Annotated in this window: 19 protein-coding genes; all 19 read left to right on the plus strand. The window is 60.4% G+C overall.

All coding sequences use genetic code 11. From position 1 onward, the window contains the following. Positions 1-120 precede the first annotated feature (120 nt). On the plus strand, positions 121-951 hold the full coding sequence (locus RBT76_10405) for a TIGR00282 family metallophosphoesterase (protein MDX9858192.1): 831 nt from the start codon (positions 121-123) through the stop codon (positions 949-951). A 14-nt stretch (positions 952-965) separates the two neighbouring features. Next, positions 966-1862 carry a bifunctional methylenetetrahydrofolate dehydrogenase/methenyltetrahydrofolate cyclohydrolase FolD gene (gene folD / locus RBT76_10410; protein MDX9858193.1) on the plus strand — a complete coding sequence of 299 codons (897 nt, stop codon included), beginning with the start codon at positions 966-968 and terminating at the stop codon, positions 1860-1862. A gap of 315 nt (positions 1863-2177) precedes the next feature. Continuing rightward, positions 2178-5141: a hypothetical protein gene (locus RBT76_10415; GenBank protein MDX9858194.1), complete on the plus strand. Its 2964-nt coding sequence runs from the start codon at positions 2178-2180 to the stop codon at positions 5139-5141. Beyond that, on the plus strand, positions 5138-6952 hold the full coding sequence (locus tag RBT76_10420) for a PorV/PorQ family protein (protein MDX9858195.1): 1815 nt from the start codon (positions 5138-5140) through the stop codon (positions 6950-6952). The genes RBT76_10415 and RBT76_10420 overlap by 4 nt, the downstream gene beginning before the upstream one ends. Before the next feature lie 58 nt (positions 6953-7010). After that, a complete protein-coding gene (locus RBT76_10425) occupies positions 7011-9086 on the plus strand; it encodes a SpoIIE family protein phosphatase (protein MDX9858196.1) in 2076 nt (691 codons plus the stop codon). A gap of 72 nt (positions 9087-9158) precedes the next feature. After that, a complete protein-coding gene (locus RBT76_10430; GenBank protein ID MDX9858197.1) occupies positions 9159-9563 on the plus strand; it encodes an STAS domain-containing protein in 405 nt (134 codons plus the stop codon). A 98-nt stretch (positions 9564-9661) separates the two neighbouring features. Further along, the gene (locus RBT76_10435) at positions 9662-9841 is read left to right on the plus strand and encodes a hypothetical protein (GenBank protein MDX9858198.1); all 180 of its coding nucleotides are present in this window, start codon (positions 9662-9664) and stop codon (positions 9839-9841) included. Between the two features lie 76 nt (positions 9842-9917). Beyond that, positions 9918-11567 carry a GGDEF domain-containing protein gene (locus RBT76_10440; protein MDX9858199.1) on the plus strand — a complete coding sequence of 550 codons (1650 nt, stop codon included), beginning with the start codon at positions 9918-9920 and terminating at the stop codon, positions 11565-11567. 120 nt (positions 11568-11687) lie between these two features. Continuing rightward, entirely contained in the window at positions 11688-12686 is a 999-nt protein-coding gene (locus tag RBT76_10445; protein MDX9858200.1) for a polysaccharide biosynthesis/export family protein, read from the plus strand. Between the two features lie 49 nt (positions 12687-12735). Next, a complete protein-coding gene (locus tag RBT76_10450; GenBank protein ID MDX9858201.1) occupies positions 12736-13857 on the plus strand; it encodes a tetratricopeptide repeat protein in 1122 nt (373 codons plus the stop codon). A gap of 8 nt (positions 13858-13865) precedes the next feature. Further along, positions 13866-14693 (plus strand): CpsD/CapB family tyrosine-protein kinase, encoded by an 828-nt coding sequence (locus RBT76_10455; GenBank protein ID MDX9858202.1) that lies wholly within the window; start codon positions 13866-13868, stop codon positions 14691-14693. Positions 14694-14711: 18 nt separating this feature from the next. After that, a complete protein-coding gene (locus tag RBT76_10460; protein MDX9858203.1) occupies positions 14712-15584 on the plus strand; it encodes a DUF3473 domain-containing protein in 873 nt (290 codons plus the stop codon). A 148-nt stretch (positions 15585-15732) separates the two neighbouring features. Next, positions 15733-16449, plus strand: coding sequence for a hypothetical protein (locus RBT76_10465; GenBank protein MDX9858204.1), 717 nt, complete (start codon positions 15733-15735; stop codon positions 16447-16449). A gap of 94 nt (positions 16450-16543) precedes the next feature. Further along, on the plus strand, positions 16544-16906 hold the full coding sequence (locus RBT76_10470; protein MDX9858205.1) for a lipopolysaccharide assembly protein LapA domain-containing protein: 363 nt from the start codon (positions 16544-16546) through the stop codon (positions 16904-16906). Between the two features lie 5 nt (positions 16907-16911). Further along, entirely contained in the window at positions 16912-18015 is a 1104-nt protein-coding gene (locus RBT76_10475) for a tetratricopeptide repeat protein (protein MDX9858206.1), read from the plus strand. A 58-nt stretch (positions 18016-18073) separates the two neighbouring features. Next, entirely contained in the window at positions 18074-19054 is a 981-nt protein-coding gene (locus RBT76_10480; GenBank protein ID MDX9858207.1) for an SPOR domain-containing protein, read from the plus strand. Then, positions 19051-21657 (plus strand): DNA mismatch repair protein MutS, encoded by a 2607-nt coding sequence (gene mutS / locus RBT76_10485; GenBank protein ID MDX9858208.1) that lies wholly within the window; start codon positions 19051-19053, stop codon positions 21655-21657. Before RBT76_10480 ends, mutS begins: the two co-directional genes overlap by 4 nt. Before the next feature lies 1 nt (position 21658). Next, the gene (mutL, locus tag RBT76_10490) at positions 21659-23497 is read left to right on the plus strand and encodes a DNA mismatch repair endonuclease MutL (GenBank protein ID MDX9858209.1); all 1839 of its coding nucleotides are present in this window, start codon (positions 21659-21661) and stop codon (positions 23495-23497) included. Further along, a complete protein-coding gene (gene miaA / locus RBT76_10495) occupies positions 23490-24431 on the plus strand; it encodes a tRNA (adenosine(37)-N6)-dimethylallyltransferase MiaA (GenBank protein ID MDX9858210.1) in 942 nt (313 codons plus the stop codon). Before mutL ends, miaA begins: the two co-directional genes overlap by 8 nt. The last annotated feature ends 78 nt before the right edge of the window (positions 24432-24509 follow it).

Genomic DNA, 24509 nt, shown 5'->3' on the forward strand with positions numbered 1-24509 from the left:
TTGCTATGTGACGGGAGATGTGGTAGTCTCCCGTCACATCTGTTTTCGGACGGGAAGCCGGGGTGACGACGGACCAGCTCCGGCCTTTTGCTTTTTGATCCGTCGTAGAAAGTAGTCATCATGTCCACGTTCAACTTGTTATTTGTCGCCGATATCTGCGGCAAGCCGGGTCGTCAGGCGGCGGCGCACATGATCAAGCCGTTGCGGGAGAAATACCAAATCGATTATGTCGTGGCGAATGTCGAAAACGCCGCGGGCGGGTTTGGCGTGACGCCGGAGATGTCGCGGAAGATGTTCAGCTACGGCATCAACCTGCAGACATCCGGCAACCACATCTGGGACCGGGTCGACATCCTCGATTATTTCAACGACAGCCCCCGGTTGATTCGGCCGGCCAACTATCCGTCGAGCGCGCCCGGCGCCGGGTCCTATATCGACACCGTCGGATCGGTCAAGGTGGGGGTGATCAACCTCATGGGCAGGGTGTACATGCCGAATCTGGACTGCCCGTTCCAGGTTGCCATGAGGGAGGTCAAGCGGATCCAGGCCCAGACGGAGATCATTTTTGTCGATTTCCATGCCGAGGCGACCAGCGAAAAGCAGGCGATGGCGTTTTATCTGGACGGCCGCGTGTCGGCGGTGGTCGGTACGCATACGCACGTGCAGACCGCCGACGAGCAGGTCAGCGCACGCGGGACGGCATATATCACGGACGCCGGCATGACCGGGCCCTACGACTCGATCATCGGCATGGAAAAAGGACCGTCGCTCGGCAGGTTTCTGACCGGGATGCCGAAGCGTTTCACGACCGCGACGGACGACGTGCGGCTGGCGGGGGTCGTGGTGCGGATCGAGGCGGCCACGGGCCGGGCGGTGGAGATGGAGCGGTTTGTCCTGCCGTTCAATATCGACGAGTATCAGCACAGCAAGCAGATTGAAGTCGGGGACTGAGGGAGACCGGAGCAGTGGAGACGGTGATAATCGACGGCAAAGAAGTCGCCAAGGCGGTGCGGGGAGAACTGAAGGGGAAGATCGAAGCGTTGAAGACGGCGGGTGTGACGCCGGGTCTCGCGGCCGTCCTGGTCGGAGACGATCCCGCTTCCCAGACGTACGTTTCCTCGAAGGCGAAGGCATGCGAGAAGCTCGGGTTGTACTCCGAGGTGATCCGTCGACCGGCCACTATCGCGCAGGAGGAACTTCTGGAGATCGTGCGGGGGCTGAACGGGAATTCGAGAATCCACGGCATCCTGGTCCAATCGCCGTTGCCGAAGCACATGGATGAACTGGGCGTGACTCTGACGATCGACCCGGCGAAGGACGTAGACGGGTTTCATCCGCACAATGTCGGGATGATGTTGCTTGGCCGCCCTGGTCTGCTGCCGTGCACGCCGCACGGTATTATCAAGCTGCTCGAGTACTACAAGATTGACCCGGCGGGACGTGAGGTCGTGGTGGTCGGGCGCTCGAACATCGTGGGCAAGCCGGTGGCAGCGATCCTGATGCAAAAAGCGCCGATGGCAAACGCGACCGTGACGGTGGCTCATTCACGGACACCGAACCTGGCGGAGATCACCCGGCGAGCGGATATCCTGATTGCCGCTATCGGTCGCCCCAGGACGATTCTGGCCGACATGGTGAAGCCGGGGGCGGTGGTGATCGATGTCGGCGTAAACCGGGTTGACGATCCGTCAGAAGAAAAAGGTTACCGTCTGGTCGGAGATGTTGATTACGACGCCGTCGCGCCGAAAACATCGGCCATCACTCCGGTACCGGGAGGGGTCGGGCCGATGACGATCGCGATGCTGATGTCCAACACGGTCGAAGCTGCCAGGATGATTGCCGGTCGGCAGGCGTTAAGTTGACTGAGGGCAATCGATCGGGCCGGTAGCAAGGTTCCTGCCGCATATCTGCAAGGCCTTACACATTTTCAGACGAAATCTGTCGCACCGATACCGGTGAAAGGGGGAGGTCGGCAGACATTGATCTTTTTTTTACTTTCACTTTTGTCAATAAGGCTTTTTGTTTAAACTACTTAGACAGCCGGCCGGCAGAACGGCCGGAGCGGAAATTTTTTCCGTATTTGTTTGGGGCTCATTAGGATACAGGGCATAGGGTTTGCTTGATCTAGAGGTATTGCGGCAATTTGGGATTGGCTATCGTTGAGATTGAGATACCTCGTGCGATTTAAACGTAACGTTACGTTCTGTATACTGCTGATAATCTTCGGATATGGGAGCGTGTTGGCGCAGGCTGACTCGACGCTTCCGCTGGGCGCCGAAGATCTGACCACCGTGGATTTGATTATCAATTCCAACCAGGTGGTCGGTCATCCATTGCGGGGGGACGCCCGTATCCGTCTTTTCGACGAAAACAACAATCCGGTCACATCGTACAGTCTCGTTGATTCGCCGTTGGTGCTGGTGCCCGAATCGGGTACGCTGACGCCGGACACGGTGAACGACCAGTCGCTGTTCAACAACGGACTGATCAGCCTGCTCCCGCTCGGCATTCGTTACGAGGGACCGTCGGCGGTTATCGATATCACCGCGTTTGCGGGGCTGATTGCGTCGAACACGGTCGTCGTATCGTTCAACGGGTACGATATCCTCGGGGCGTCGTTTACCGACGGCAGTCCGATCACGCAGATTTTTGAGGGGGTACCGACGTCGATTTCGGTCCCGGTGCGCAATAACGGTTCGCTGCTTCCAGCGGAGGATCCGTGGGTGCGGACGTATTTCATGTCGGGCGGAGGATCGGTGAAGGTGTTTTTCGACGGAGCCAATAACGGGACGATCGACACGGTATCCGTGCTGCTGCCTGATGTGGTCGGTTCGCCGCGCAACGATACGCTGCTGGTCGAGCTGATGGCAGGCTACGGACTGGACACCACCGTTTACTATACGGCCGACACGCTCTTGATCCCGGTGCAGATCCTGCCGACGCCGTCGCTGACGATCGTGTCGGGCAGCGTCACGCCGGACAGCATTTACACCGGCCAGGATTTCCTTCTGGGGTTTGATGTGCGGGCCGAGTCGGTCGTGACCGATATCGACAGCACGCCCGTGACGATACGGCTGGTCCGCGATCCTGCCGGGACGGTGGTGACGACGCTTTTCACGGGGTCGCCGAGTTACACGCAGCCGCAGCCGGACCTGCTGCAGTATCGCAACATCAGCATTCCGGGCGCGGCGGTGGCGGTCGATTCGGGCATTTATCGCGTGGAATTCGACTATGCCGTGTATTCCGGCGCGCCACCCACGATCATCCGGAACGTGGTGGCGGATTCGATGCTGTTGAAGCGGCCGCCGGTGATGCGCGCTCTGGATTCTACGATCGCTCCGATAGAGATTATCGGCGGGGCCACGGTCTCGTTCGGTTTTGACGTGTTTCTGGAGGGCACGCAGCCGGTCGATTTGGTGGGATCGCGGACGACATTCAGCGTGTCGGGCGGCGAGTTTTCGACCACGGTCAGTCTTCGATCAACCAACGGTCCGTTGCAGCCCGGAGTCAATCATCTGACGGCCGACCCGATCACGGTTCCGCTCAGCCTTGCGCCGGGCACGTTGACGGCCGACGCCGCAGTAGCCTATCGGGAGACGGGGATCGGGAATTCGGTTCGCGTGGAGACATCGTTCGGCGGGCGCGAGATCGCGGTTCTGACACCGATCACGATTCTGTTAGTGTCGACGGACATTGCGGGTGCGCCAAACGCACCGTATGTGAACACGGGGCAGTCATTCGAGATAGTGGGGCAGGTAGTCAACCCGTCGGAGCGCGATGCGACCAACGTGACGGTTCGAATCGCGACGAACGGCCAGTCCGCGCTGCTGGATACGACCGAGATATTGGCGACGGTTCCGGCGTTTGATACGGCTGAGGTCCGATTCGACGTGACGGCTGCCGCGGAGTCCAACTTCGCCGAGACGTTCACGTTGACGGTATCGGCGACGGGGGCGGAGGTTCTTCCGCCGCTCGATAACGAGGTGGTGGTGACCGTGCAGCGTCCTGCGCAGCTCGAATTGACGTGCGAATTCGTTGGCGTGACGGACGGGTATGTGGGGGTCGGGGAGCGGTTCGCGCTGGTAGTGGCACTGGCCAACAGCGGGCAGGCGCTGGTCGAGCCGACCAGCTATTCCATGACAAGTTACGGATTGAATCTCGGAATCCCCGACCCGGCTACCGGCACGATCAGGGCGGACAGCACGGTGAGTTTCGTGCTGACCGCGCCCGATTTCGATACGGTCGCCACGATGGTTTTTTCGCTGGACGAGGTCCCGATCGAGCGTAATACCGGTGTGCCGGCGGCGATCAACGTTTCGACGTGCACGCTGCAGGTGGTGGTGTCGTCGATGCAGCCTGATCTGGTGGTCGAGGCCGTTTTTGAGCCGGGGCATATCGTTCCCAGGGGGATTGATGCCGCCGTATTTACGTTGTATCTGACCAATCGCGGCCTGTCGGCGCGATCGCCGATCAGGATTGAACAGATCGGTATGTCGTTTCTGGATCGGCTGGGCGCACCGCTGAATGTTCGCGCGATCGTCGAGACGCCGACTACCGGCTTTTACGACGGTGGTTTGCTGGTGACGGGTGCGACGGCCGGCGGCGAACGCCTGCTGCTCAATTTCGCCGATTACGTGATCGAGCCGGGAGTGCAGCGGTATCTGGTTTTCCGCGCGTTCGTGCGGACCGATGCGCCCGAGGATTTCCGTATCAGGCTCGCCCAGTCCGATATCACGTCGATTTACACGTCGGGGCCGTTCGCCGGCGAGCCGACCGGGGTATCGACGCCGGGCGGCGATTCGTTGATTGTCTCCGATGGGGTGACGGCGGTTACCGCCGGGGCGCAGTCTTTGACGATTCGCGACAATCCGTTCAATCCCATGCTCGGGCCGGCGGAGTTCTCATATGAGTTGGCGGAGCCGGGTGGAATTGAATTTCGAATTTTGACGTTGACCGGGGAATCGGTGTACAGTCGCATATTGTCGCCGGGTGATCCCGGGACCGAGACCGGTACGCACGTGCTGGAGTGGGACGGCCGCAACGGCAGCGGAGAGATGGTATTGAACGGCGTCTATGTGGCGATACTCGAAACCCGGTCGGACGGCGGGCGGAAGCTGTTGAAAGTGGCGGTGGTCAAATGACGGCACGCCTGTTGACATGGATGCTGGTGGCGCTGCTGGCGGGAGCGGTCGCGGCGGAGGACGACGCGGGGCGGGAGGAGTTGTTCTCACTCGGGACGGGCGCCCGGGGGCTCGGCATGGGAGGAACGTTCACGGGATTTGCCGATGATGCGTCGACCGTCTACTACAATCCGGCAGGGCTGGCCCGGCTGGATTTTCACGAGATCAGCCTGTTGCACACGACGTTGTTCGAGGGTACGCTGTATAACTCCGCCGTGTGGGCGTATCCGATTTCCCGGAATGACGGGATCGGTTTCGCCTTTATGCGGGTGGGGACCGACGATATCGTCAAACGGGTGGACGGGGCGACGGTCGGTGAATTCGGTTATTCGACGTCCCAGGCGATGTTTTCATATGGTCGACGGCTGACGAACGGGATTGCGGTCGGCTTGAGTTTCAAGGCGGTCAATCAGTCGCTCGACAATTTGTCGGACTGGGCGATCGGCGCCGACGTGGGTGTGGCGTTCGACATGCATCGCCATCTGTCGATCGGGTTCATCACGCGCAACTTCATTCGGCCCGGGCCGAAGCTCGAGGCGGCCGCCGAGGAGATCCCGCGGGCGTATGTCGGGGGCATGGCGCTCCATGACGTGACGGTGGTGGGCGACGTTGCGGTGAGCGCCGGTATCGATCTGGAGAAGTACGCCGATCGCGACATGAAGATTCACGGCGGGGGCGAAGTGGTGGTATCCGATCGCTACGCGCTTCGGGCGGGGTATGACCGGGACAATCTGTCGTTCGGGGCTGGACTGCGCGCCGGACCGATCAAAATCGATTACGCGTACAAGCTGATGGATTACGTTGACGACTCGCACCGGTTTTCACTGACGTTTCTGCTCGGAGCGCCCAGTGCGGAGCGGTTCGCCGAAAAGCCGTTGCCCCTGCCGCCACCTCCTCCGACCGAAAAGGAATTGAAGCTCATGGCGTTGCGCGAGAAGGCCAGCGAGTTCTTCCACGTGCTCGAGCTTGATTCCGCGCTGCACTATTATCGTGAGATGCTCGTGGTCGATCCGGAGAACCGGGAGATCGCTCGGACCATTGCCTCGATCGAACAGGAGTTGAAGAACAAGGAACAGCAGGCGCGGCAGCTGCAGATGGCGGAGAAGGAAATCGAGCAGTTCGCGCAGCGGTACCTGGCGCAGGCGCGTTCGTTCAAGGAGAAGAAGTACTACGCCGCCGCCGAGGACATGGTACAGCTGGTGCTCGATATCGATCCGGAGAATGCCGAGGCGCTGGCGATGCGGCGCGAGATACGGGATATCGTGCGGAACGAGGTCGCGGCGAAGATGAGCGAGGCGCGCGCGGCCGAGCGCGACGGCCGTACGGTGGACGCGATCAACGCGTACAACCGCGTGCTGGAGCTTCAGCCGGGCAACGCGGAGGCGGTCGCGGCGCGGCAGCAGGCGCAGAGCGGACTGGATGCGGCCGCGCAGCTTCAGCTCGGGGTCGACCTCTTCCAGCGGGGCCGTTATCAGCAGGCACGGCAGCGGTTCCGCAGCGTGCTTCGCAGCGACAGCACCAACACGGTCGCGCAGGATTACCTCAATCGAATTGCCACGGCCCTTTCGAAACCGTCGACGCTGGAAGACCTTCAGGCCAATCCGGACATCTGGCCGTTGTACCTCGAAGGTATCCGGCACATGCGCAACCAGGAGTACCAGAAGGCGATCGATGCGTGGGAGAAAGTGCTCGAGGTGTTCCCGAACAACGAGGATACGAAGAACAACATCGAGCAGGCCCGCCTGCGATTGAAGTCCCAGCGAACCGAGTAGTCCACCACCAGAGCGGCGCCCGGCCGGCGGCGCCCCGAGCAGAAGTACGGCCCGCGTTATGTTTCGTCGTCCCATCAAAGAGATCAATGCCGAATTCGTGGCCGAGGAGCGCTATCTCGATTCGATCCAGCGAATCGTGAAGGAAGCGTGCGCGGCCGCCGGCCTGTCACGGCGCGACGTAACCGCGGTGCTGCTGGCGATCGAAGAGGGGGCCACCAACATCATCAGGCACGCCTACCTGTACGAAAAGGGCACGCTCCGTCTGCGGATCGTCATCTACAAAAAGCTCGTCGCGTTTTCCCTGATAGACAGCGGGCGTTCATTCCATCCGGAAGAGTCCGGCAAGATCGATCTCGAGAAGCTGGTGGAATCCGGTCGGAAGGGCGGGCTGGGCTTTTACATGATCAGCAAGATCATGGATTCGGTGGAGTACATCTCGGCGGCCGGGTTCAACGAATTGCGCATGATCAAGCGCATTCGCGGAGTCGATATCGCGGATACGCCGCCGCTGCTGCGGCGGCTGTTTACGCTTCGCGCGAAGTTCTCCTTCTTCACGTTTCTGATTGTCAGCGTGATCATTGCCGCGGCGTTTTACTTTGTCGATCGTCGGACCAAGGTCGAAGTACGGGGGCATCTCGAAGACATGGTCCTGGCGCTGGGTTCGACGATTGCCGACCAGGCTGCGGGGTACTACATCAATTCCCGTTCCGACGTAGAGTTCGACGAGCTGATCGTGAGCTATACGCGGGCGAACCCGACTCTTCGCCTGGTGGTGCTCACCGACAGCACGGGTCTTATCCGGGCGCACTCGGGCGATATCAGCAACATCCGCAAGCCGTATGTTCCGCCCTCAGGAGTCAATCCGGATCGAATCGGCGTGCACCAGGCATTCAAGACGGGCGATACGCGGCTGTACTACCTGCCGCTGGAGATTCGTGCCGGTCCCCGGTACTTCGGGCGCGTGTACGCGGTATATACGGCCGGGCCGGTAGAGGCGAAACTGGCGGCCATTCGTCTGCGCATCCTGCTTTTCACGGGCTTGTTGCTGCTGGTTGGTATCCTGGGGATCTACCTGCTTTCCAATTATTTCGTAAAGCCGATCGCCCGGATCACGCAGCGTGTGAGGCGGTTCACCTCCGGTGATCTGGAGACGGAGCTTCCGCTCGAGGGCGCGGATGAGTTTTTCGAGATATCGCGCGCCCTGAACGACATGATGACGCGACTCAGCAAGGACCGCCGCAATATCATCGAACGCGAGAAGATGGCCAAGGAGATCGAGGTTGCGTCGCAGATTCAGAAGACGCTGCTGCCGGCGGAGTTGCCGTCAATCGCGGGCCTGCAGCTCGACGCGTACTACCGGGCGGCCTCGGTTGTCGGCGGCGATCTGTACGACGTCTTTGAGATCGGTCCGGGCCGGTTCTGCCTGGTGGTGGCGGACGTATCGGGCAAGGGCGTACCGGCGTCGCTGGTGATGTCCATGCTGCGTACCGTGATCCAGATTCACGCGGTGGGATCGTGCTCGTCCAAGGAGACGCTGATGGCGGTGAATGAGTACCTTCGGGCCAACATCCCACCCGGCATGTTCATTACCGTTCTGCTGGCGATATACGACTCGGCGTCGCATCGGATCAATTTCGTATCGGCCGGACACAACCCGATGATATACTACCGCGCCAAAAGCTCGCAGCTTCAGACACTGAATCCGATGGGCATGCCGCTGGGAGTCCCGGTGACGCTCGAGCGCGGGTTTGGCGACGGACTCGAAGAGGTGACGCTGGATCTCGACGAGAACGACCTGTTTTTCGTATACACCGACGGGATAACCGAGGCGACCGACCGCGAGGGCAAACAATACGGGTTAGCCCGTCTGGTGGAGTACCTTCAGAAACGCCTGGAAGCCGACGATCGTGCCGATTTGCCGAAGCTGGTGGGTGGCATTGTCGAAGAGATTGACGCGTTTGCCGGTTTTGCCAAGCAAAACGACGACATCACCTTCATTATGGCTCGTGTGGTTACCGCCAGCGCCCGAAACGGCAGGGCCGGTTCGGGGGCCGTGCCGGAACGTGTCGATACTCGGACGTGGACGGCAGGGGATGGCGACCAGTCGGCCCCCCGGCAGGGAACCGAGAAATAAAGTTCTTGCCAGATTCCGACCGATACTGTTAAATGGAACCGTACTTCGAAGCCGGTAACTCGTAGACGCGTCATGGATAATATCAGCATATCGTTGTCGGAAGCGGGGCAGGACAAGTCCGTATCCGAGGTTCGGATCGACGGCGTGATCGATACGCTGACCGCCTCGGAACTGGAAGAGGTCATCGACTCGCTTATCAAGCGTCAGCGCTACAAAATCGTCATCGACCTCGCCGGAGTCGACTATATCTCGTCCGCGGGCTGGGGGATATTTATCTCGCATATCCGCGACGTTCGCGCCAACCACGGCGATATCAAACTGGCCGGCATGATTCCGAATGTCTACGAGATATATGAGCTGCTCGAGTTCGACAACGTCTTGAAGGCATATCGTACGGTTGACGACGCGCGCGATACCTTTCGAGTCTCCGCATCCGCGGACGGTGGAAAAAAAAAGGCCGGGTCGCGGAAACGGTAACGGTCATCAATAGAGTCTCACCGTCCTCCGCCGGTACGTCCGGGCACCACATCAGCACTCCCGCACGCGACGACGATTTCTCCAGTGATGATCCCGAAGTGCTCGTGCTCCAGATGGTGCGCTACGATCCGTTTGCGTCGATCGGCGAAATGAAGCGGGAGATCAACAGTCGTTCGTCGCGTGTGACGGTCGGGTGGTGGCAGGTGTATCGTATTCTTCGGCGGAACTCGCTGGTATCGCGGCGCGCGCGCTTTCGGTTTGCCCGTCACCGACCGTAAGTCATTGTTTTTATTGACACTGTGCGACGGTTTCGTACCTTATGTGTGAAACCTTCTCCGCGGGAGAATGCGTCGCATGGAGATAACTACCGCCGTCATCATCCTGTTGTCGGCGCTCGTCATCGTCCTCACAGTCATAGTAGTTCGAATGTCGCTGAGGCATGCAGCGTCGGCGGCTGATGCTCAAAAAACAGACCGGGCCGGGTTCCAGGCGTTACTGGCCGAGAATGCGGCTGACGGCAGCATACAGACGGTCGCAGGACGGGTGTCAAACCTGCTGAAGGGCCCGTGCGGCTGCGAGAAGATCCTTTTTCTGCGCAAGCAGCGCGGATTTCTCGAGTTGAACTACTATCACGGAATCCGACGGTTTCAGCGCACGGAATTCCGTCTGCGATATTCCGACGAGTTGAGCGATGTATTGCGCCAGCGGTTTGAACCGCGTCCGGCGGCCGATTTGCGGACGCTTTTGCCGGAGCGGATGTATCAGCGGCTGGTCGAGGAAGGAATCGATCTTTGTTTCCCCGTGTACTGGCGGGCCAATCTGTACGGCGTGTATTTTGTGGCGGGGAAGGCGGCGCTGATCGAGCCGGTCATGGCCGACTTCTGTGCCGCGATTGCCCACAGTCTCTCGGCCGCGTATCACATCAAGTGGCATGAGACGCGGTACGAGCGGATCGCCAAGAAGCTTGATTCGCTGCGCGAGGAGCCGACGGCGGGACGGCGGGAGTCAACGGGCCGGGTCGACCTCGGGATTCTCCGCCTGGTGCGGCACCGCAACACCGCCACGCTCGTTCCCCGGATAATCGACGGTCTGCGTTCCGAGCTGGGACTGAGCAGAGTGACTTACCTCTACGAGCCGCGCGAGAAGGGTGAGCCGATCCGTCATTACGATCCCGATGGGGCCGCATTGTCCGGACCGCCGTCGCGCGACGTGTTTGCATCGGCGGTATCCCGGCTGGCCGACGCGGGCGTTCGTTCGGTCGCCGATCTTGTCGGCGGAGGCGAACCGCTTTCGGGCTGGGCCGGCGATCTGCGTTCGGCGGGAGTCAACTATGTGGCGTCGTTTCCGGTCGCGGCCGGAAGGAACGGGCTGCTGTTGCTGCAGGGGAATCTCACTCAGGAAACACTGGCGCGCCGGATCGAGGAGCTGGCGCCGACGGCGATGGAGCTGGTCAGCAATGCCGAGTCGTACGAGCGGATGCAGGCGATGTCGTACACGGATAACCTGACGGGCGTCGCCAATCAGCGGTATTTGATGAAGCGGATGCAGGAGGAAATCAACCGGGCGCAGCGATACCGGCGGTCGCTGGCGCTGATCATGTTTGACATGGACGATTTGAAGGGGATAAACGATCAGCACGGACATCTGGCGGGCGACCAGGTGCTTCGCCGGCTGGGTCAGATTCTGCGAAATTCGATCCGCGCGATCGATGTCGTGGCCCGCTACGGCGGCGACGAATTTTGTGTTGTGATGCCGGAGGCGGATCAGGCGACCGCGGTCCGGTTCATGTCGCGTCTGCGGGAGAAGATTGCCGAGTCGACATTCCGGTTACCTGATGGGGAGGAAGAAATCGTGTGTACGATCTCCCAGGGCGCCGCGGTGTTTCCGGATCACGCCGACGACCAGAACTCCCTCCTTTTTGCCGCTGACATGGCCCTGTTGCGGGCCAAGGATGCGGGCCGAAACGGCTTTTTGGTGTACAACTCCGAAATGGCCGCCAAATAGGCAGAACTCCCCGTACTGCAACGGTGTTTTTTGTTTACACTGACTAGGGGTGCGTCTATATTGATCAGTTTAAGGAAGCCCATGAAATTGCCGATTCTCTTATTACAGATGGTCTTAGCCATGAAAAGCAGTACGAAAAGCTCTTACCGGGCACTGGTCCGGACGGTGATGTTGTCGGTGGTCTGGCTGGTGTTGGCCGGAGTCTGCCAGGCTCAGGACCAGTACCGAATTGGTCCGACCGACGTTCTTGAAATCCGGTTCTGGCAGGATCCCAACCTGAATGCGGAGGTTCGGGTGGCGCTGGACGGGACGATCACGCTCGATATTATCGGGCAGGTTCATGTAGGCGGCAAGACGACCGAGGAAGCGCAGTCGGATATCGTGCGTCGGATGTCCAGTCTCAACCGCAATATCTCGCAGGTTGTGGTGCGGGTGACGGCATACAACTACCAGTTCGTGTATGTCACGGGGCAGGTTGGGACTCCGGGCAAGTATTCGTTTGAGACGATACCGGACCTGTGGTCGGTCATCAACGAGGCCGGGGGGCCGGGTCCGAGCGCCGACCTGACACAGGTAACGATCATTCGCGGCGGCGGTTCGGACGCGGGCAAGGTCGAAGTGGTGAATGTGGCTCAGGCGATCGCATCAGGCGATTTGAGCAGGCTGCCGGAATTGCAGCGCCAGGACCGGATCGAGGTTCCGCAGACGATACTGGGGCTGCCCACGCGGGAACTCGGGCGCACGACGGAGCAGCGCAATATCATCTACGTGATGGGGTCGGTGAACACGCCGGGTCCGATCCAGTTCGAAGAGGACCTGGACATTCTCGAGGCCATCGCGCTGGCCGGAGGGCCGACGGCAACCGCCGACATCAAAAAGACGAAAGTGATCACGAAGGACAGCTACTACGGGCAGTCGCTTCATTTCAATCTCGAAAAATATACAACTTCCGGGTTTCCGAACCGGTATATCATGCGTAAGGAAGATGCGATATACATCCCGGAACGGGGCTCGAGTTTCCTGACCACGACGCTGCCGATCGTGGGTGGTGTGGCGGGTCTTGTGACGACCTTTATCCTCGTGTATAACCAGATCAACGGCGACGAGGGGACACGGTGATGACGTTCCGGGTGATTCGGGGCGTTGGCGATAACAGGGCATAGACGTCATGGAAACGTACCGACTGAGCAGCAAGCTTCGCGAAAAAGACAGCGAGTACCTGATCCAGACTTCCAACGACTCCACTGTCGGGGCCGTGTCGACGTCGATTTTTATCAACGGCATACTGGCGGAGCGGACGACCCAGGCGCATCCGGAGCAAGTTGATCCGCAGGACGTGCTGGCGCTGGTGAAGTCGAGTCACGGGGAGAAGAAGAAGGAAATCGAGTCGCTGCTGAGCGCGTACCGCCAGGCGATCTCCCAGGCGGAGCCGGACACGATGTACCATCTGGGGACCGCGTTTTATTTCAAGGGTTTTTATGCGGAGGCGCGCGAGCTGTTTTACCAGACGGCGGCTTCGGGGACCGAGTATCACCAGGCCTACAATTTCCTCGCCGTAACCGAGCTGGCGCTCAACAACGCGCAGGAGGCGGTGCAGAACGGCGCGCGGGCGGTGGCCATGCGGCCGCGATTCGCCGACTACCGGAACAACTACGGCGAGGCGCTGCTGGCGGTGGACGACTACAAGGGGGCGATCGAGCAGTTCGAGCAGGCGACCGAGATAAACATGTATTACGGCGACGCCTACTTCAATCTGGCGATTGCGCATATCGTGGAAGCCGTTCGCCAGCCCGACCGGGAGCGATGGGGAGCGCGGCTGGGGAGGATCGGCGACTGCCTCAAGAAGGCGGGGCTGATTTATGAGATTTATCGAAACCCCCGGACGGAGCAGGCGGTCGCGCTGCTTCAGCGCGGCGAGCTGCGCGAGGCGCTGACCGCATTGAAGGCGGTTCGTGAGGCCAAGCGCGAAGCGGGACGCCGGGAGTATGCCGCGTTTCACACCCGGTTTCTGCTGGTGCCGGGGTGGATGTCGGAGAAGGTGGTGGCCGACCGGATTGCGTTTCTCAAGGCGGAGCTGCAGAAGAACCCCACCTACGTCGATTTGTACGCCGAGCTGTCGCAGTGTTACCTGGAGCAGTCCAAGATGGCGTGGCAGAAGGCGATCGACAACTATCGCAAGACCACCGAAATAAACCCGTCGCTGCGGCGGGCGCAGATCGCGCTGGACGAGACCGAAGCCGTGTACGAGAAGATGTGTACGGCGCTGGGTCGGATCACGGAGAAAGGCTGAGACGCCGGATGAAACAGGGCTCCCTGTCGATAATCGACTACTACAGTCTTGAAAGTCCATTTGCCACGGAGTTCCGTCGCCTGCTCCAGCGATTGAAACGGCACGAGGCGGGGCGCGAGTTGAAAGTGCTGATGATCACGTCGGCGAACCTTTCTGAGGGCAAGTCGACCGTCTGTTCGCTGCTGGCGATCACGGCCGCCAAGAAGGGCGTGAAGACGCTTCTGGTGGATACGGACGTTCGTCGGCCGGCGATTCACAAGTTGTTCAATCTAGATCGCGAACCGGGATTGACGGGCGTGCTCGAGCAGGGGCTGCCCGGAAAGAACGTGATCCGCAAAACGCCGCTGGAGAATCTCGACCTGATTACGGCCGGTCGCGTGACGGCGGAACCCGCGGAGGTGTTTGATGCGCCTGCGATCGGACGGCTGCTCACGGAGATGAAGTTTTACTACGATCTGATCCTTGTCGACTGTCCGCCCATCATTCCGGTGTCGGACCCGATGCTATTGGCGCCGGAAGTGGACGCCGTGCTGATGGTGGTTCGCGCCGGGCAGACGGCTCGTGACGTGGCGGTGCGGGCGGTCGAAATCATGCGGGCGAACAAGACGGAGATACTGGGCGTCATTCTCAACAACGCCGACAATTCGCTTCCTTATTACTACGATTACAAGTACTACGGGTACGACTACACGCCATCACGCCCGGATCAGCGCGCCGCGCATCGAGCCCGCCGCGACAAGGGCGAAAACGGCGAGGCGCCGCCCGACAAAGAGTCGGACCGCCTGTCGAAGGTGGCACGCAATCCCAAGGTCGAGGGCAACTCGATCAGCGGTTAACCCGCGGTCAGGGTGAACATGCAGGCTTCGGTCAATCTCCTCACGGTCGATCTCGAGGAATGGTTTGTCGTCGAGGTATTGCGCGACCGATACCCCCAGCCGACCTGGGCGTCGCTGCCGTCGACTCTGACGGCGAACGTTCGGCGGCTTCTGGCGCTGTTTCACGAGAAGAACGTAAAAGCCACCTGGTTCATCCTCGGGTGGTGCGCGGAGCATCATCCGGGAATAATCGAAGAGATCGCCGCGCTGGGTCATGAGATTGCCTGTCACTCGTACTGGCATCGCCGGGTCGATTCCATGACGCCGGAGGAGTTCCGCGAGGACACGCGGCGGGCAATAGACGCGATCATCAACGCCACCGGCGTGATGCCGCGTGGATACCGCGCGCCGAGCTGGTCGATCCATAACAAGGTGGCGTGGGCATTCGATGTTCTGGCCGATATGGGCTTTGATTACGACAGCTCGATATTTCCCATCAAACACGATTTGTATGGCATGCCGACCGGCCCTCGGGAGCTGTTCCGGATGGAGACGTCATCGGGAAAGCTTCTGTATGAGTTCCCGAACTCCACGTACCGTCTTCTGGGGCGCAACGTGCCGGTGTCAGGCGGCGGGTACCTTCGCCACTCGCCCTACTGGTACAGCCGCCAGATGATTCGGAAGCTGAACGCGGAGGGGCGCCCGGCGATGATGTACGTGCATCCCTGGGAGCTTGATCCGAAGCCGCCGCAGATCGACGGGTTGTCGGCCGTGCAGTGGTTCAGGACGTACGGATCGACAGAGATTTTTTCGTACAAGATAAACCGCCTGCTGACCGATTTCCGTTTCACCACAATCAGCGACTACATCGACGAGCGGGCGGGCCGCGCCGTGGGCACAGCGGGCGCCTGATTCTCCATCGCCACCGTTAACTAACTGACCGATAGTCGGATACTGCGGCGATCGGGGTGTGATTTCTTCGAAAATGGTTGACTTTTGGGTGTATAAGAATGAAAATACATGTTATGCTATTGCCACCAGCTGGAGGAGAAACGTCACAATGAAGAAGGTTTTGATTTTTGCATGTGTCGCGCTGCTCGCTGCGGCGACAGCCGAGGCCCGTCGCAAGTCGCCCGGCGCCGGGTACGTCAAAGACGGCGTGTTTTACGACGTGAAGTACGATTACTCGTTTACGGTCAACAGCAACTGGTCCGACCGGATTCGCAAGAATAAAGAGAACTACCGTATCGTTCTGGTGCAGAAGAACTACGGCATACCGCCGCATTATCAAAACGCCGAAGTGTATACGCTGGTGCCGCGTGTGGTGGTGTACATGGCGGAGACGAATATGCGCCCCGGCGAATTTGTCGACTCCATGTTCAGCCGGACGTGGGATTCGGACCTGCGCAGCGAGATCCGCAAGGAGTTTGATTTCCTGAACGAACAGGATATCGTCCCCAAGGGTCGCAACCGGCTGGAGATCGGCAAGAATCTGGCGGACATCTGGGAAGGCGAGGCCAAGTACGCCAAAAACGTGCAGACCTCGGCATCGGCCCTCGGCGGCAAACGAGTCAACAGCTCGTACGGCGGCACGATCGTGGCTGTCAAGAACGGCGATAAGATGCTCGTGTTCCAGGTGATGGCGGAGAAGGAATATTATGACAGCGTGCTGGCCGAGGCGATGGGGATGATCAAGTCGCTGAAGTGGGGTGAGGCCGGTGCGACTGACGAGGCGCCGGAGCCGGAAGCGGGCGGCGATGACGAAGCCGAGAGCTGAGTTCGCATGCTCTCGGATGAGGGTGGGTCGCGACAGACGCGATAGAACGGACCGGGCCCCGGGGGCACGGTTCATATCCTGAAGGGAATGGTATATGTGGGCATTGCGGGCGCTTCTGATCGCGCTGGTGTTCGTGGCCGCGGTCGCCTTCGCATACAGCAACGTCGGCATCGTCGTTGACGTCAACCTGCAGCCGGTGTACAGCGATCTTACCGCTGTCCCGTTGATAACGGTGGTTGGCTGGTCGCTCGGAATCGGCCTGTTTTTGTCCCTGTTGTTGTTCATCAGTACGTACATCAAGCTGTCCATGCAGGTCCGGGCTGCGCGCAAGCGCATCAAGGCGCTGGAGACGGAGGTGGCCATCCTTCGCAATCGGCCGATCGAAGAGTCGGCCGACCTGCTCAAGGGGGCCGACGGCGAATCCGCGGACCAGCGTTCGGCCTTTAGCGAAAGTTAGTACGCATGTTTCAAAACGTCCTGATCGTTCTTGTCATTCTTCTCGGGGCCACGTCGCTGTACCTCGGCTACGAGCGGTTCTTCCGGCGCACGCGGGAAACGGAGCCCGAGTTGTACGTCCGGGCGCTTGGCGATTTGCTGGACGGCCGTACCGAGTCCGCGTTTACCAAGCTCCGCCAGGTCGTCGCGGAAAATACCAACAATATCGACGCCTACCTTCGGCTGGGCCGGATACTCCGCGAGCATAACAAGCCCGAACGCGCGCTGCAGGTGCACAAGGATCTCACCCTCCGCTCCGGACTCGAACGGGACCAAAAAGCCGCAATCCTGACGCAACTGGTGGAGGATTACCTTGCGCTGAACGATTTCGAGACGGCGGAAAAGGCGCTGAATGAACTGATATCGCTCGATCCGCGCAGCCGCTGGGCACATCGCACGCAGCTGTCGGTCCGGGAGAAGCGCCAGCAGTGGGAAGCGGCCTACGACACGGCGGTCGAGCTGCTCAAGCTCGAGGGGAACAAATCGAAAAAACCGCTGGCCCGGTTCAAGGTTCACATGGCGTCGCAGTTGTACCGCAAGCGCGAGTACCACAAGGCCCGTATCGTGTACAAGGAAGCGATCGGGCTCGACCCGACGCTGGTGGACGCGTACCTCGCGATCGGCGACTCGTACCAGCTCGAGAATCGGCTCGAGGACGCCGTGAATTTCTGGCGCAAGCTCATTTCGGCGGTTCCGCAGAAGGGGCACCTGGTCATCGACCGGCTCAAGAAGACCCTGTTTGATCTGGGCCGCTACGGCGACATGGTGGAAATCTGCGAAAACATTCTCGAACACGACCCGAAAAACCTCCAGGCCCGCCTGACGCTCGCGGAGTTTCACGAGAAGAAAGGCGACGGTGATTTGGCGTGCGAAGTGCTGGAGGGGCTGGTCGAGGACTACCCGGAAGATTTGACGGTGCTGATCGAGATAATCCGGCTGTATCTCGATCGCGGGGAGCGACGCAAACTGCAGGACCTGCTGCAGACACTGGAGCGGAACCGCGAGAAGCGCAACGCCGCGTCGACCGGTATGTCGCCGGCCGCTCCGGATACAACTCCCGTGCGCACCTGATTATTCCCGCGAACGAATCTGATTGGCGATGGAGCGCTGTTGGAACATGACTCGCGTCATGACATTTCTGGTGATCGGCTTGCTGCTGGCGCAGCCTGCGTCGGCCGGAATCTACGAGTTGATTGCATCGGGCCGGCTTGCCGAGGCTGCTGATTCATTGTCTCATTATGCCACGGCGGCCACCCGCGACGGCAACATCCTCTTTTACCGGGCGCTGATCGAGTCGAACGCCGCGGAGTCGGCCCGCCTGATGGAGGCAGCGCTGCAGGCGTCGGTCTCTCACCGTCACCGGCAGGAGCTGTTCTATCGTCTCGCGCAGTACTACCTCGTGACGAACCAGTTTCAGGACCTTGCCCGAATCGTCAATGAGTACCGGACGTATTTCGAGGAAGGGGAGTTTGACCGCGAGATGCTTCGGCTGTCGATACTGCTCGATGAGAAAGCGGGCCGATACGAAAGCGCGCTTCGTCAGGCGGACCGCTATCTCGTCCGCTACAAGGGCAGCGAGGTCGCGCAGTGGGGGAGTATCGACAAGGCGCGCCTGATGCTGGCGCAGCAGAAGCGTATCGGCGCGGTCGAAATGCTTCGCGCTCTCTCACGGGAGCCGCGCGGCCCGGGTGTGCCGCAGGCGCTGTATCTGCTGGCTTTTGACGCTTACAATCGCAGGCAGTATGACGACGCGGTCTTCTACTACAACATCCTGCGCGAGGCGTATCCCGGCTCGGTGGGGCTCGACGCTCTCATCGAGCGACTCGGCGCGATTCCGGACAAGGTCAAGTCCGACAACACCGCCGAGAAAATCACCGGGACGTACTACTCGGTTCAGGTCGGGGTTTTCTCCGAGAAGGCCAACGCCGACCGTCAGCGCGATCAATTCCGGAGCTACGGCAAAAAGGTGGACATCGCGAGCAAGACGGTTTCGGGTCGTTCCTACCACGTTGTCTACGTAGGGCGGTTCACGGACTACAACGACGCCCTTCAGTTCAAAACGACACTGGAGCAGAATCACGGCGAAGTGTACCAGGTTGTCGCTCGATGAGCAGTAAGTCCGACGGTTCGGCGATGACGCCGCTGATGCGTCAGTATCACGCCATCAAAACACAGCATCCCGACAAGATCCTTTTCTTTCGCATGGGGGACTTCTACGAGATGTTCGGCGACGATGCGGTTCGCGCCGCCCCGGTGCTGGGTATCGCGCTGACTTCGCGTTCGCACGGAGCCACCGAAAAGATCCCGCTCGCGGGCGTTCCGTATCATTCCGCCGACCGCTACCTCGCCCGGCTGTTGTCCCGGGGATTCAAGGTGGTGGTGGTCGAGCAGGTCGAAGATCCCAAAACGGCCAAGGGCCTGGTCAAGCGTGATATCGTGGAGATCCTCACCCCGGGGACGGCGACGGTCGACGGTGTGGAGGAACAGACGCGGGCCACGTATCTCACGGCTCTGGTAGCCGGGAACGGCCGAACGGCGGGGATGGCTGCGCTTGATTTGTCGTCGGGGCTGTTCCTGGTCGACGAAGGACTGTCCGAGCGAGTAGTGGAACGCATGCGCCTTTTGGAACCGTCGGAGATTCTGTGTCCCGTGACGCTGGTTGATTCCGCCGAGTTCGAACAGCAGTACGGCCTGGCGCCGTCGGACCGTCGCATCACCAAATACGAAGATTTCAATTTCGATTACCGCGCGGCCGTGCGCGATCTCACGAAGCATTTCGAGGTGAGCACGCTGGACGGGTTCGGTGTGGGGCAGTCGCGGCACGCGATAATCGCCGCGGGCGCTATTTTCCGTTACCTGCAGGAGAACTACCGGGAGCGGCTGTCGCATATCACGCGGATCAGCAGATTCGACGACGCCGAAGTGATGACGCTGGACTACTCGAGCGTACGCAATCTCGAGCTGATTCGCAACATCGCGGACAACACCGAAGAGAATTCGCTGTTTTCGGTCGTGAACAGGTGTCACACGCCGTTTGGTGCGCGCCGTCTTCAGCGCGCCTTGCTGCATCCGTTCAAAACGCGCATTCCAATCGAGCGGCGATTGACCGGGGTCAGCGAACTGGTCAAGGAGCGCGACCTGTGCTACCGGATTCGGGAGGAGACGCGGCAGTTGCCGGATATCGAGCGGTTTGCGGGCAGGCTGGGGATCGGCAAGCTGTCGCCCCGACAGATGGCGGGCATCAAGGACGGTCTGGCCGGCGCGCTCCGGCTGAAACGGATTCTTGCCGACTGCCGGTCCGAGCATTTGTCCCAGCTGTTCCGTGCGCTGCCGGAGTGTGGTGATCTGGTGGAGGTGATAGAGAAGGCGCTGGTGGATGAGCCGCCGATCGTGGCGGCAAAAGGCGGAATGCTGCGGCGCGGCTTTTCGGACAAGCTGGATACGCTCAACGACTCCATTCGGGACGCGCGCACGTATATCGCGTCGCTGCAGAAGGTGGAGCGCGAGCGTACGGGGATTGCGACGCTGAAAGTCGGCTTCAACAAAGTGTTCGGGTACTATATCGAAGTCACCCGCGCCAACAGCGGGGCGGTCCCGGCGGAGTATATCCGCAAGCAGACCCTGGTCAACGCCGAGCGCTACATAACGCCGGAACTGAAAGAGAAAGAGGAACTGATTCTCGCCGCCGAGGAGAAGATCGTTCGACTCGAACTTCAGCTGTACCAGGAACTGGTTGAGACGCTCAACCGGCGGATTGCCGACATCGTATCGACGGCCGACCTGCTCGGCGAAATCGATCTGGTCTCGGGGCTCGCGGAGCTGGCGGTCGCGCGCGGATATTGCCGTCCCGGGATTTTCGAGGATCGGCGGCTGATCATCAAGAACGGGCGGCACCCGGTAATCGAGTCCGTGCTGCCGCCGGGCTCGTTCGTGGCCAACGATGTCGAACTGGATGAGGCCGGTCGGATCGTGATTCTGACCGGGCCGAATATGTCCGGCAAGTCGACGTACCTTCGCCAGATCGGATTGATCGTTATACTCGCCCAGATCGGTTCGTGGGTACCGGCGGATGCTGCCGAAATCGGGTTGGTCGATCGTGTCTTCACCCGCGTGGGTGCGCTGGACAATCTGGCGCGGGGACAATCGACGTTTCTCGTGGAGATGATCGAAACGGCGAACATTCTGCACAACGCCACGGACCGGTCGCTGGTGCTGCTGGACGAAGTCGGCCGGGGGACATCGACGTTTGACGGTTTGTCGGTGGCGTGGTCGGTGGTCGAGTTCATCAACGAAGAGAAAAGCGCGCGGACGGTTTTCGCCACACACTACCATGAACTGACGGGAATGGCGGCGATCTACGACCACATTGCCAACTTTCAGGTGGCCGTCAAGAAGTGGGAGAACAAGGTCATTTTCATGCACAAGATCATCCCGGGCGGCTGCGACGACTCGTACGGTATCGAGGTGGCGAGGCTGGCCGGCGTTCCGCGGCCGACCATCACGCGCGCCCGGCAGATTCTGAAATTGCTCGAGTCGGGGAAGTTCAACCAGAGCGAGTTGGGCCAGGGGGTGTACAAGCAGCGGATGCAGCCGAGCCTGTTTGATCCGCCCGTATCGGAAACCGAGTCGCGCCTGAAGGAGGCCGATCTCGAGAACATGACGCCGATGGATGCCCTGCGGTTTCTCCACGATCTCAAGAAGGATTTGACCTGAGATGGCCTCCTCGACGCCGCGACCGTTCATTCGTCCGCTTCCGGAGCGACTGATCAACAAGATCGCCGCCGGTGAAGTGGTCGAGCGCCCGGCCGCCGTCGTGAAGGAACTGGTGGAGAATGCGCTCGATGCCGGCGCGGACCGGATCGACATCGTCATCGAGCATTCCGGTCTGAAGCTGATCAGGATTATCGACAACGGCTGCGGTATCGCGGCCGACCAGATGGAGATTGCGTTCTCCCGTCACGCGACGTCCAAGATATCCGAATTTCACGATCTGGACCGGGTGACGACTTACGGATTTCGCGGGGAGGCGCTGCCGTCGATAGCGTCGGTGTCGCGCATGCGCATGGTCTCGCGGCCGTCCGAACAGGATGTCGGGATGGAGATCATTTTTGAAGGCGGCGTGCTGCACTCTCTGGAAGCCGTGGCGGCCCCGGCGGGAACAACGGTCGAAGTGGAGAACCTGTTTTTCAACGTACCGGCGCGACGGAAGTTTCTCAAGGCCGAGTCAACCGAGGCGCGGCACATATCGCGCACGGCAACCGCGCTGGCGCTGGGACGCGGGCATCCAGGGTTCAGCTATACGCTCAACGGTCGACGCGTGTTTTCGATCGTGCCGGGGACGTCTCTGACGGAGCGCGCGTCCGCGCTGCTTCGCCCCGGCGAACGGTTCGTGCCGGTGAGCGGCACGGTGGGGCCGGTCTCGATCGAGGGCAGCATCGGCCGCCCCGAGCTGGCGGTCGCCAACCGCTTCAGCCAGTACTTGTTCATCAACGGCCGTTACGTGCAGGCGCCGTCGCTGACGCACGCGTTCGGAGCCGGTTACGGCGAGATGTTGCCGCGCGGGATGTTTCCGATAGGAGCGCTGCTGCTGACCGTGGATCCCTCGGACGTCGACGTCAACGTCCATCCGGCCAAAACCGAGGTCCGGCTGTCGCGGGAGCGCGAGGTCTACGATGCCATCTACCGCACGGTCAAGGAATCGCTTCGGCAGGACGGCATCATCCCGGCTTTCCGTCCCGTTATCGTCGACAGAGAGCGAACCTCCCCGCGCGACGGGTCGCGGATTCCGGGCGCGTATATCCCGGGTGTTGCGGCCAATCCCAACGTGAATCGTTCGTTTCTCGGCGAGTTGTATCGACACGGTGCGCCGCAGCCGGACGAATCCGCGCCGCCGATCGTACAGGTTGACACCCGTACGGGAGAGATTGTCGACCGGCCGCAGCAGCTATCCGAGCCTGTCGGCGAAGCGGGATCCGGTTTATCCACGGGACTCCGCCTCGTTGGCCGCTTCTCTGATTTATATCTGATCCTGCAGGCGGGCGACGATTTGTATATCGTGGATCAGCACACTGCCCACGAGCGCGTCCTGTACGAACAGACGCTTCGCCAATTGGAGAACCATGCCGTTGTCGGCCAGCACCTGCTGATGCCGGAGCAAGTCGAGTTGTCGCCCGAGCAATACGCCGTATTCGAGGAATCGTCGGAACTGTTGAACGAGTCGGGATTCGGTGTTGCGCCCTTCGGCGGACGGACGGTGAATATCGAGGCGGTTCCTGCGATTCTTTCGCGCCGGTCGCCGTCGAAGATGATCCTGAAGGTGATTGACGATCTGTCATCGCTGAAAAAAGCCGGTCATGATACGCGCAAGGCAATGGCGCAGTCGATTGCGTGCCGCGCGGCGGTGATGTCGGGCGACCGATTGACGGACCGGGAGGCCGAAGGTCTTCTTGAACAACTTCTGACGTGCGAGAATCGTTACACCTGCCCTCACGGCCGACCGACGTTTATTCGTATCGGCCGGGACGATCTCGACAGGCAGTTCGGTCGTGGCTGAGGTGAACCGACTGCCGATTATCTGCGGACCGACCGCGTCCGGCAAAACGGCTGCGGCTCTCGATCTGGCCCGGCGATTTCGGATCGACGTCGTGTCGGCGGATTCACGCCAGATGATCCGTCGCCTCGATATCGGGACCGCCAAACCAACCGCTGAGGAGCAGCAACAAGTTCGCTTCCATCTCGTAGATATCATCGAGCCCGGCGAGCGCTATTCGGCTTTTCGGTTTATCGATGACGCGTCGGCGGCGATCGATGAGTGCCTGCGCAAGGATCACCTGCCGCTCGTGGTCGGCGGTACCGGCCTGTACCTTCGCGCTCTCTCCGACGGAGTAGTTGAGATGGACCGCGAGGACATGGAAATACGCGAACGTCTTGAAAAGGAATGCGCGGAAGGCGGCGCCGAGCGTCTTTATGAGCAGTTGGAGCAGATCGATCCGCTGGAGGCGGCGAAGATTCACCCGAACAACCACGTGCGGTTGGTGCGGGCCCTCGAGATTTTCTACGTCACCGGTGTCTCCAAGTCCGAGCTGGCGGCAACCGGGTCTTATCGGCGGTCGAAATACACGTTTGTGTATTATTGCCTGACGCCGGATCGCGAAGAATTGTATAACCGGATAAATCGCCGCGTAGATGCAATGGTGGACCAGGGGCTTCTCGAAGAGGTACGGCAACTGGCGGCGGAGGGATTGGCCGAACCCGTGCGGAAAGCGAATGTTATCGGGTATAACGAGTTGCTGGATCATTTCGAGGGGGATTGCAGTTTGGAAGAAGCGGTCCAGATGATAAAGCAGAATACCCGGCGGTATGCCAAGCGGCAGCTCACGTGGTTTCGGGGGCAGGCCGGGGCGCGTTTTTTCCCGAATTCGGGAGCCCTGCTGGAGTCGCTCTGTGCAGAATTTGCGCAGGAACTTTCGCGGTTTGAAAAAACTTGACACCTATAGTGCTATTCGTTACTTAACAACGGTTTAGGGCGATTCCTGCTCAAGGACGAGGAGCGCCGAGCCGATTAC

The sequence above is a fragment of the Candidatus Zixiibacteriota bacterium genome, assembly GCA_034003725.1.
GTDB lineage: Bacteria > Zixibacteria > MSB-5A5 > GN15 > FEB-12 > WJMS01.

Excerpts from the sequence above, each read along its gene's own strand:
- RBT76_10405 (MDX9858192.1), top strand. The coding sequence starts at position 121 with ATGTCCACGTTCAACTTGTTATTTGTCGCCGATATCTGCGGCAAGCCG.
- RBT76_10420 (MDX9858195.1), top strand. The coding sequence starts at position 5,138 with ATGACGGCACGCCTGTTGACATGGATGCTGGTGGCGCTGCTGGCGGGA.
- RBT76_10425 (MDX9858196.1), top strand. The coding sequence starts at position 7,011 with ATGTTTCGTCGTCCCATCAAAGAGATCAATGCCGAATTCGTGGCCGAG.
- RBT76_10430 (MDX9858197.1), top strand. The coding sequence starts at position 9,159 with ATGGATAATATCAGCATATCGTTGTCGGAAGCGGGGCAGGACAAGTCC.
- RBT76_10440 (MDX9858199.1), top strand. The coding sequence starts at position 9,918 with ATGGAGATAACTACCGCCGTCATCATCCTGTTGTCGGCGCTCGTCATC.
- RBT76_10445 (MDX9858200.1), top strand. The coding sequence starts at position 11,688 with ATGAAAAGCAGTACGAAAAGCTCTTACCGGGCACTGGTCCGGACGGTG.
- RBT76_10450 (MDX9858201.1), top strand. The coding sequence starts at position 12,736 with ATGGAAACGTACCGACTGAGCAGCAAGCTTCGCGAAAAAGACAGCGAG.
- RBT76_10455 (MDX9858202.1), top strand. The coding sequence starts at position 13,866 with ATGAAACAGGGCTCCCTGTCGATAATCGACTACTACAGTCTTGAAAGT.
- RBT76_10460 (MDX9858203.1), top strand. The coding sequence starts at position 14,712 with ATGCAGGCTTCGGTCAATCTCCTCACGGTCGATCTCGAGGAATGGTTT.
- RBT76_10465 (MDX9858204.1), top strand. The coding sequence starts at position 15,733 with ATGAAGAAGGTTTTGATTTTTGCATGTGTCGCGCTGCTCGCTGCGGCG.
- RBT76_10470 (MDX9858205.1), top strand. The coding sequence starts at position 16,544 with ATGTGGGCATTGCGGGCGCTTCTGATCGCGCTGGTGTTCGTGGCCGCG.
- RBT76_10475 (MDX9858206.1), top strand. The coding sequence starts at position 16,912 with ATGTTTCAAAACGTCCTGATCGTTCTTGTCATTCTTCTCGGGGCCACG.
- RBT76_10480 (MDX9858207.1), top strand. The coding sequence starts at position 18,074 with ATGACATTTCTGGTGATCGGCTTGCTGCTGGCGCAGCCTGCGTCGGCC.
- mutS (MDX9858208.1), top strand. The coding sequence starts at position 19,051 with ATGAGCAGTAAGTCCGACGGTTCGGCGATGACGCCGCTGATGCGTCAG.
- mutL (MDX9858209.1), top strand. The coding sequence starts at position 21,659 with ATGGCCTCCTCGACGCCGCGACCGTTCATTCGTCCGCTTCCGGAGCGA.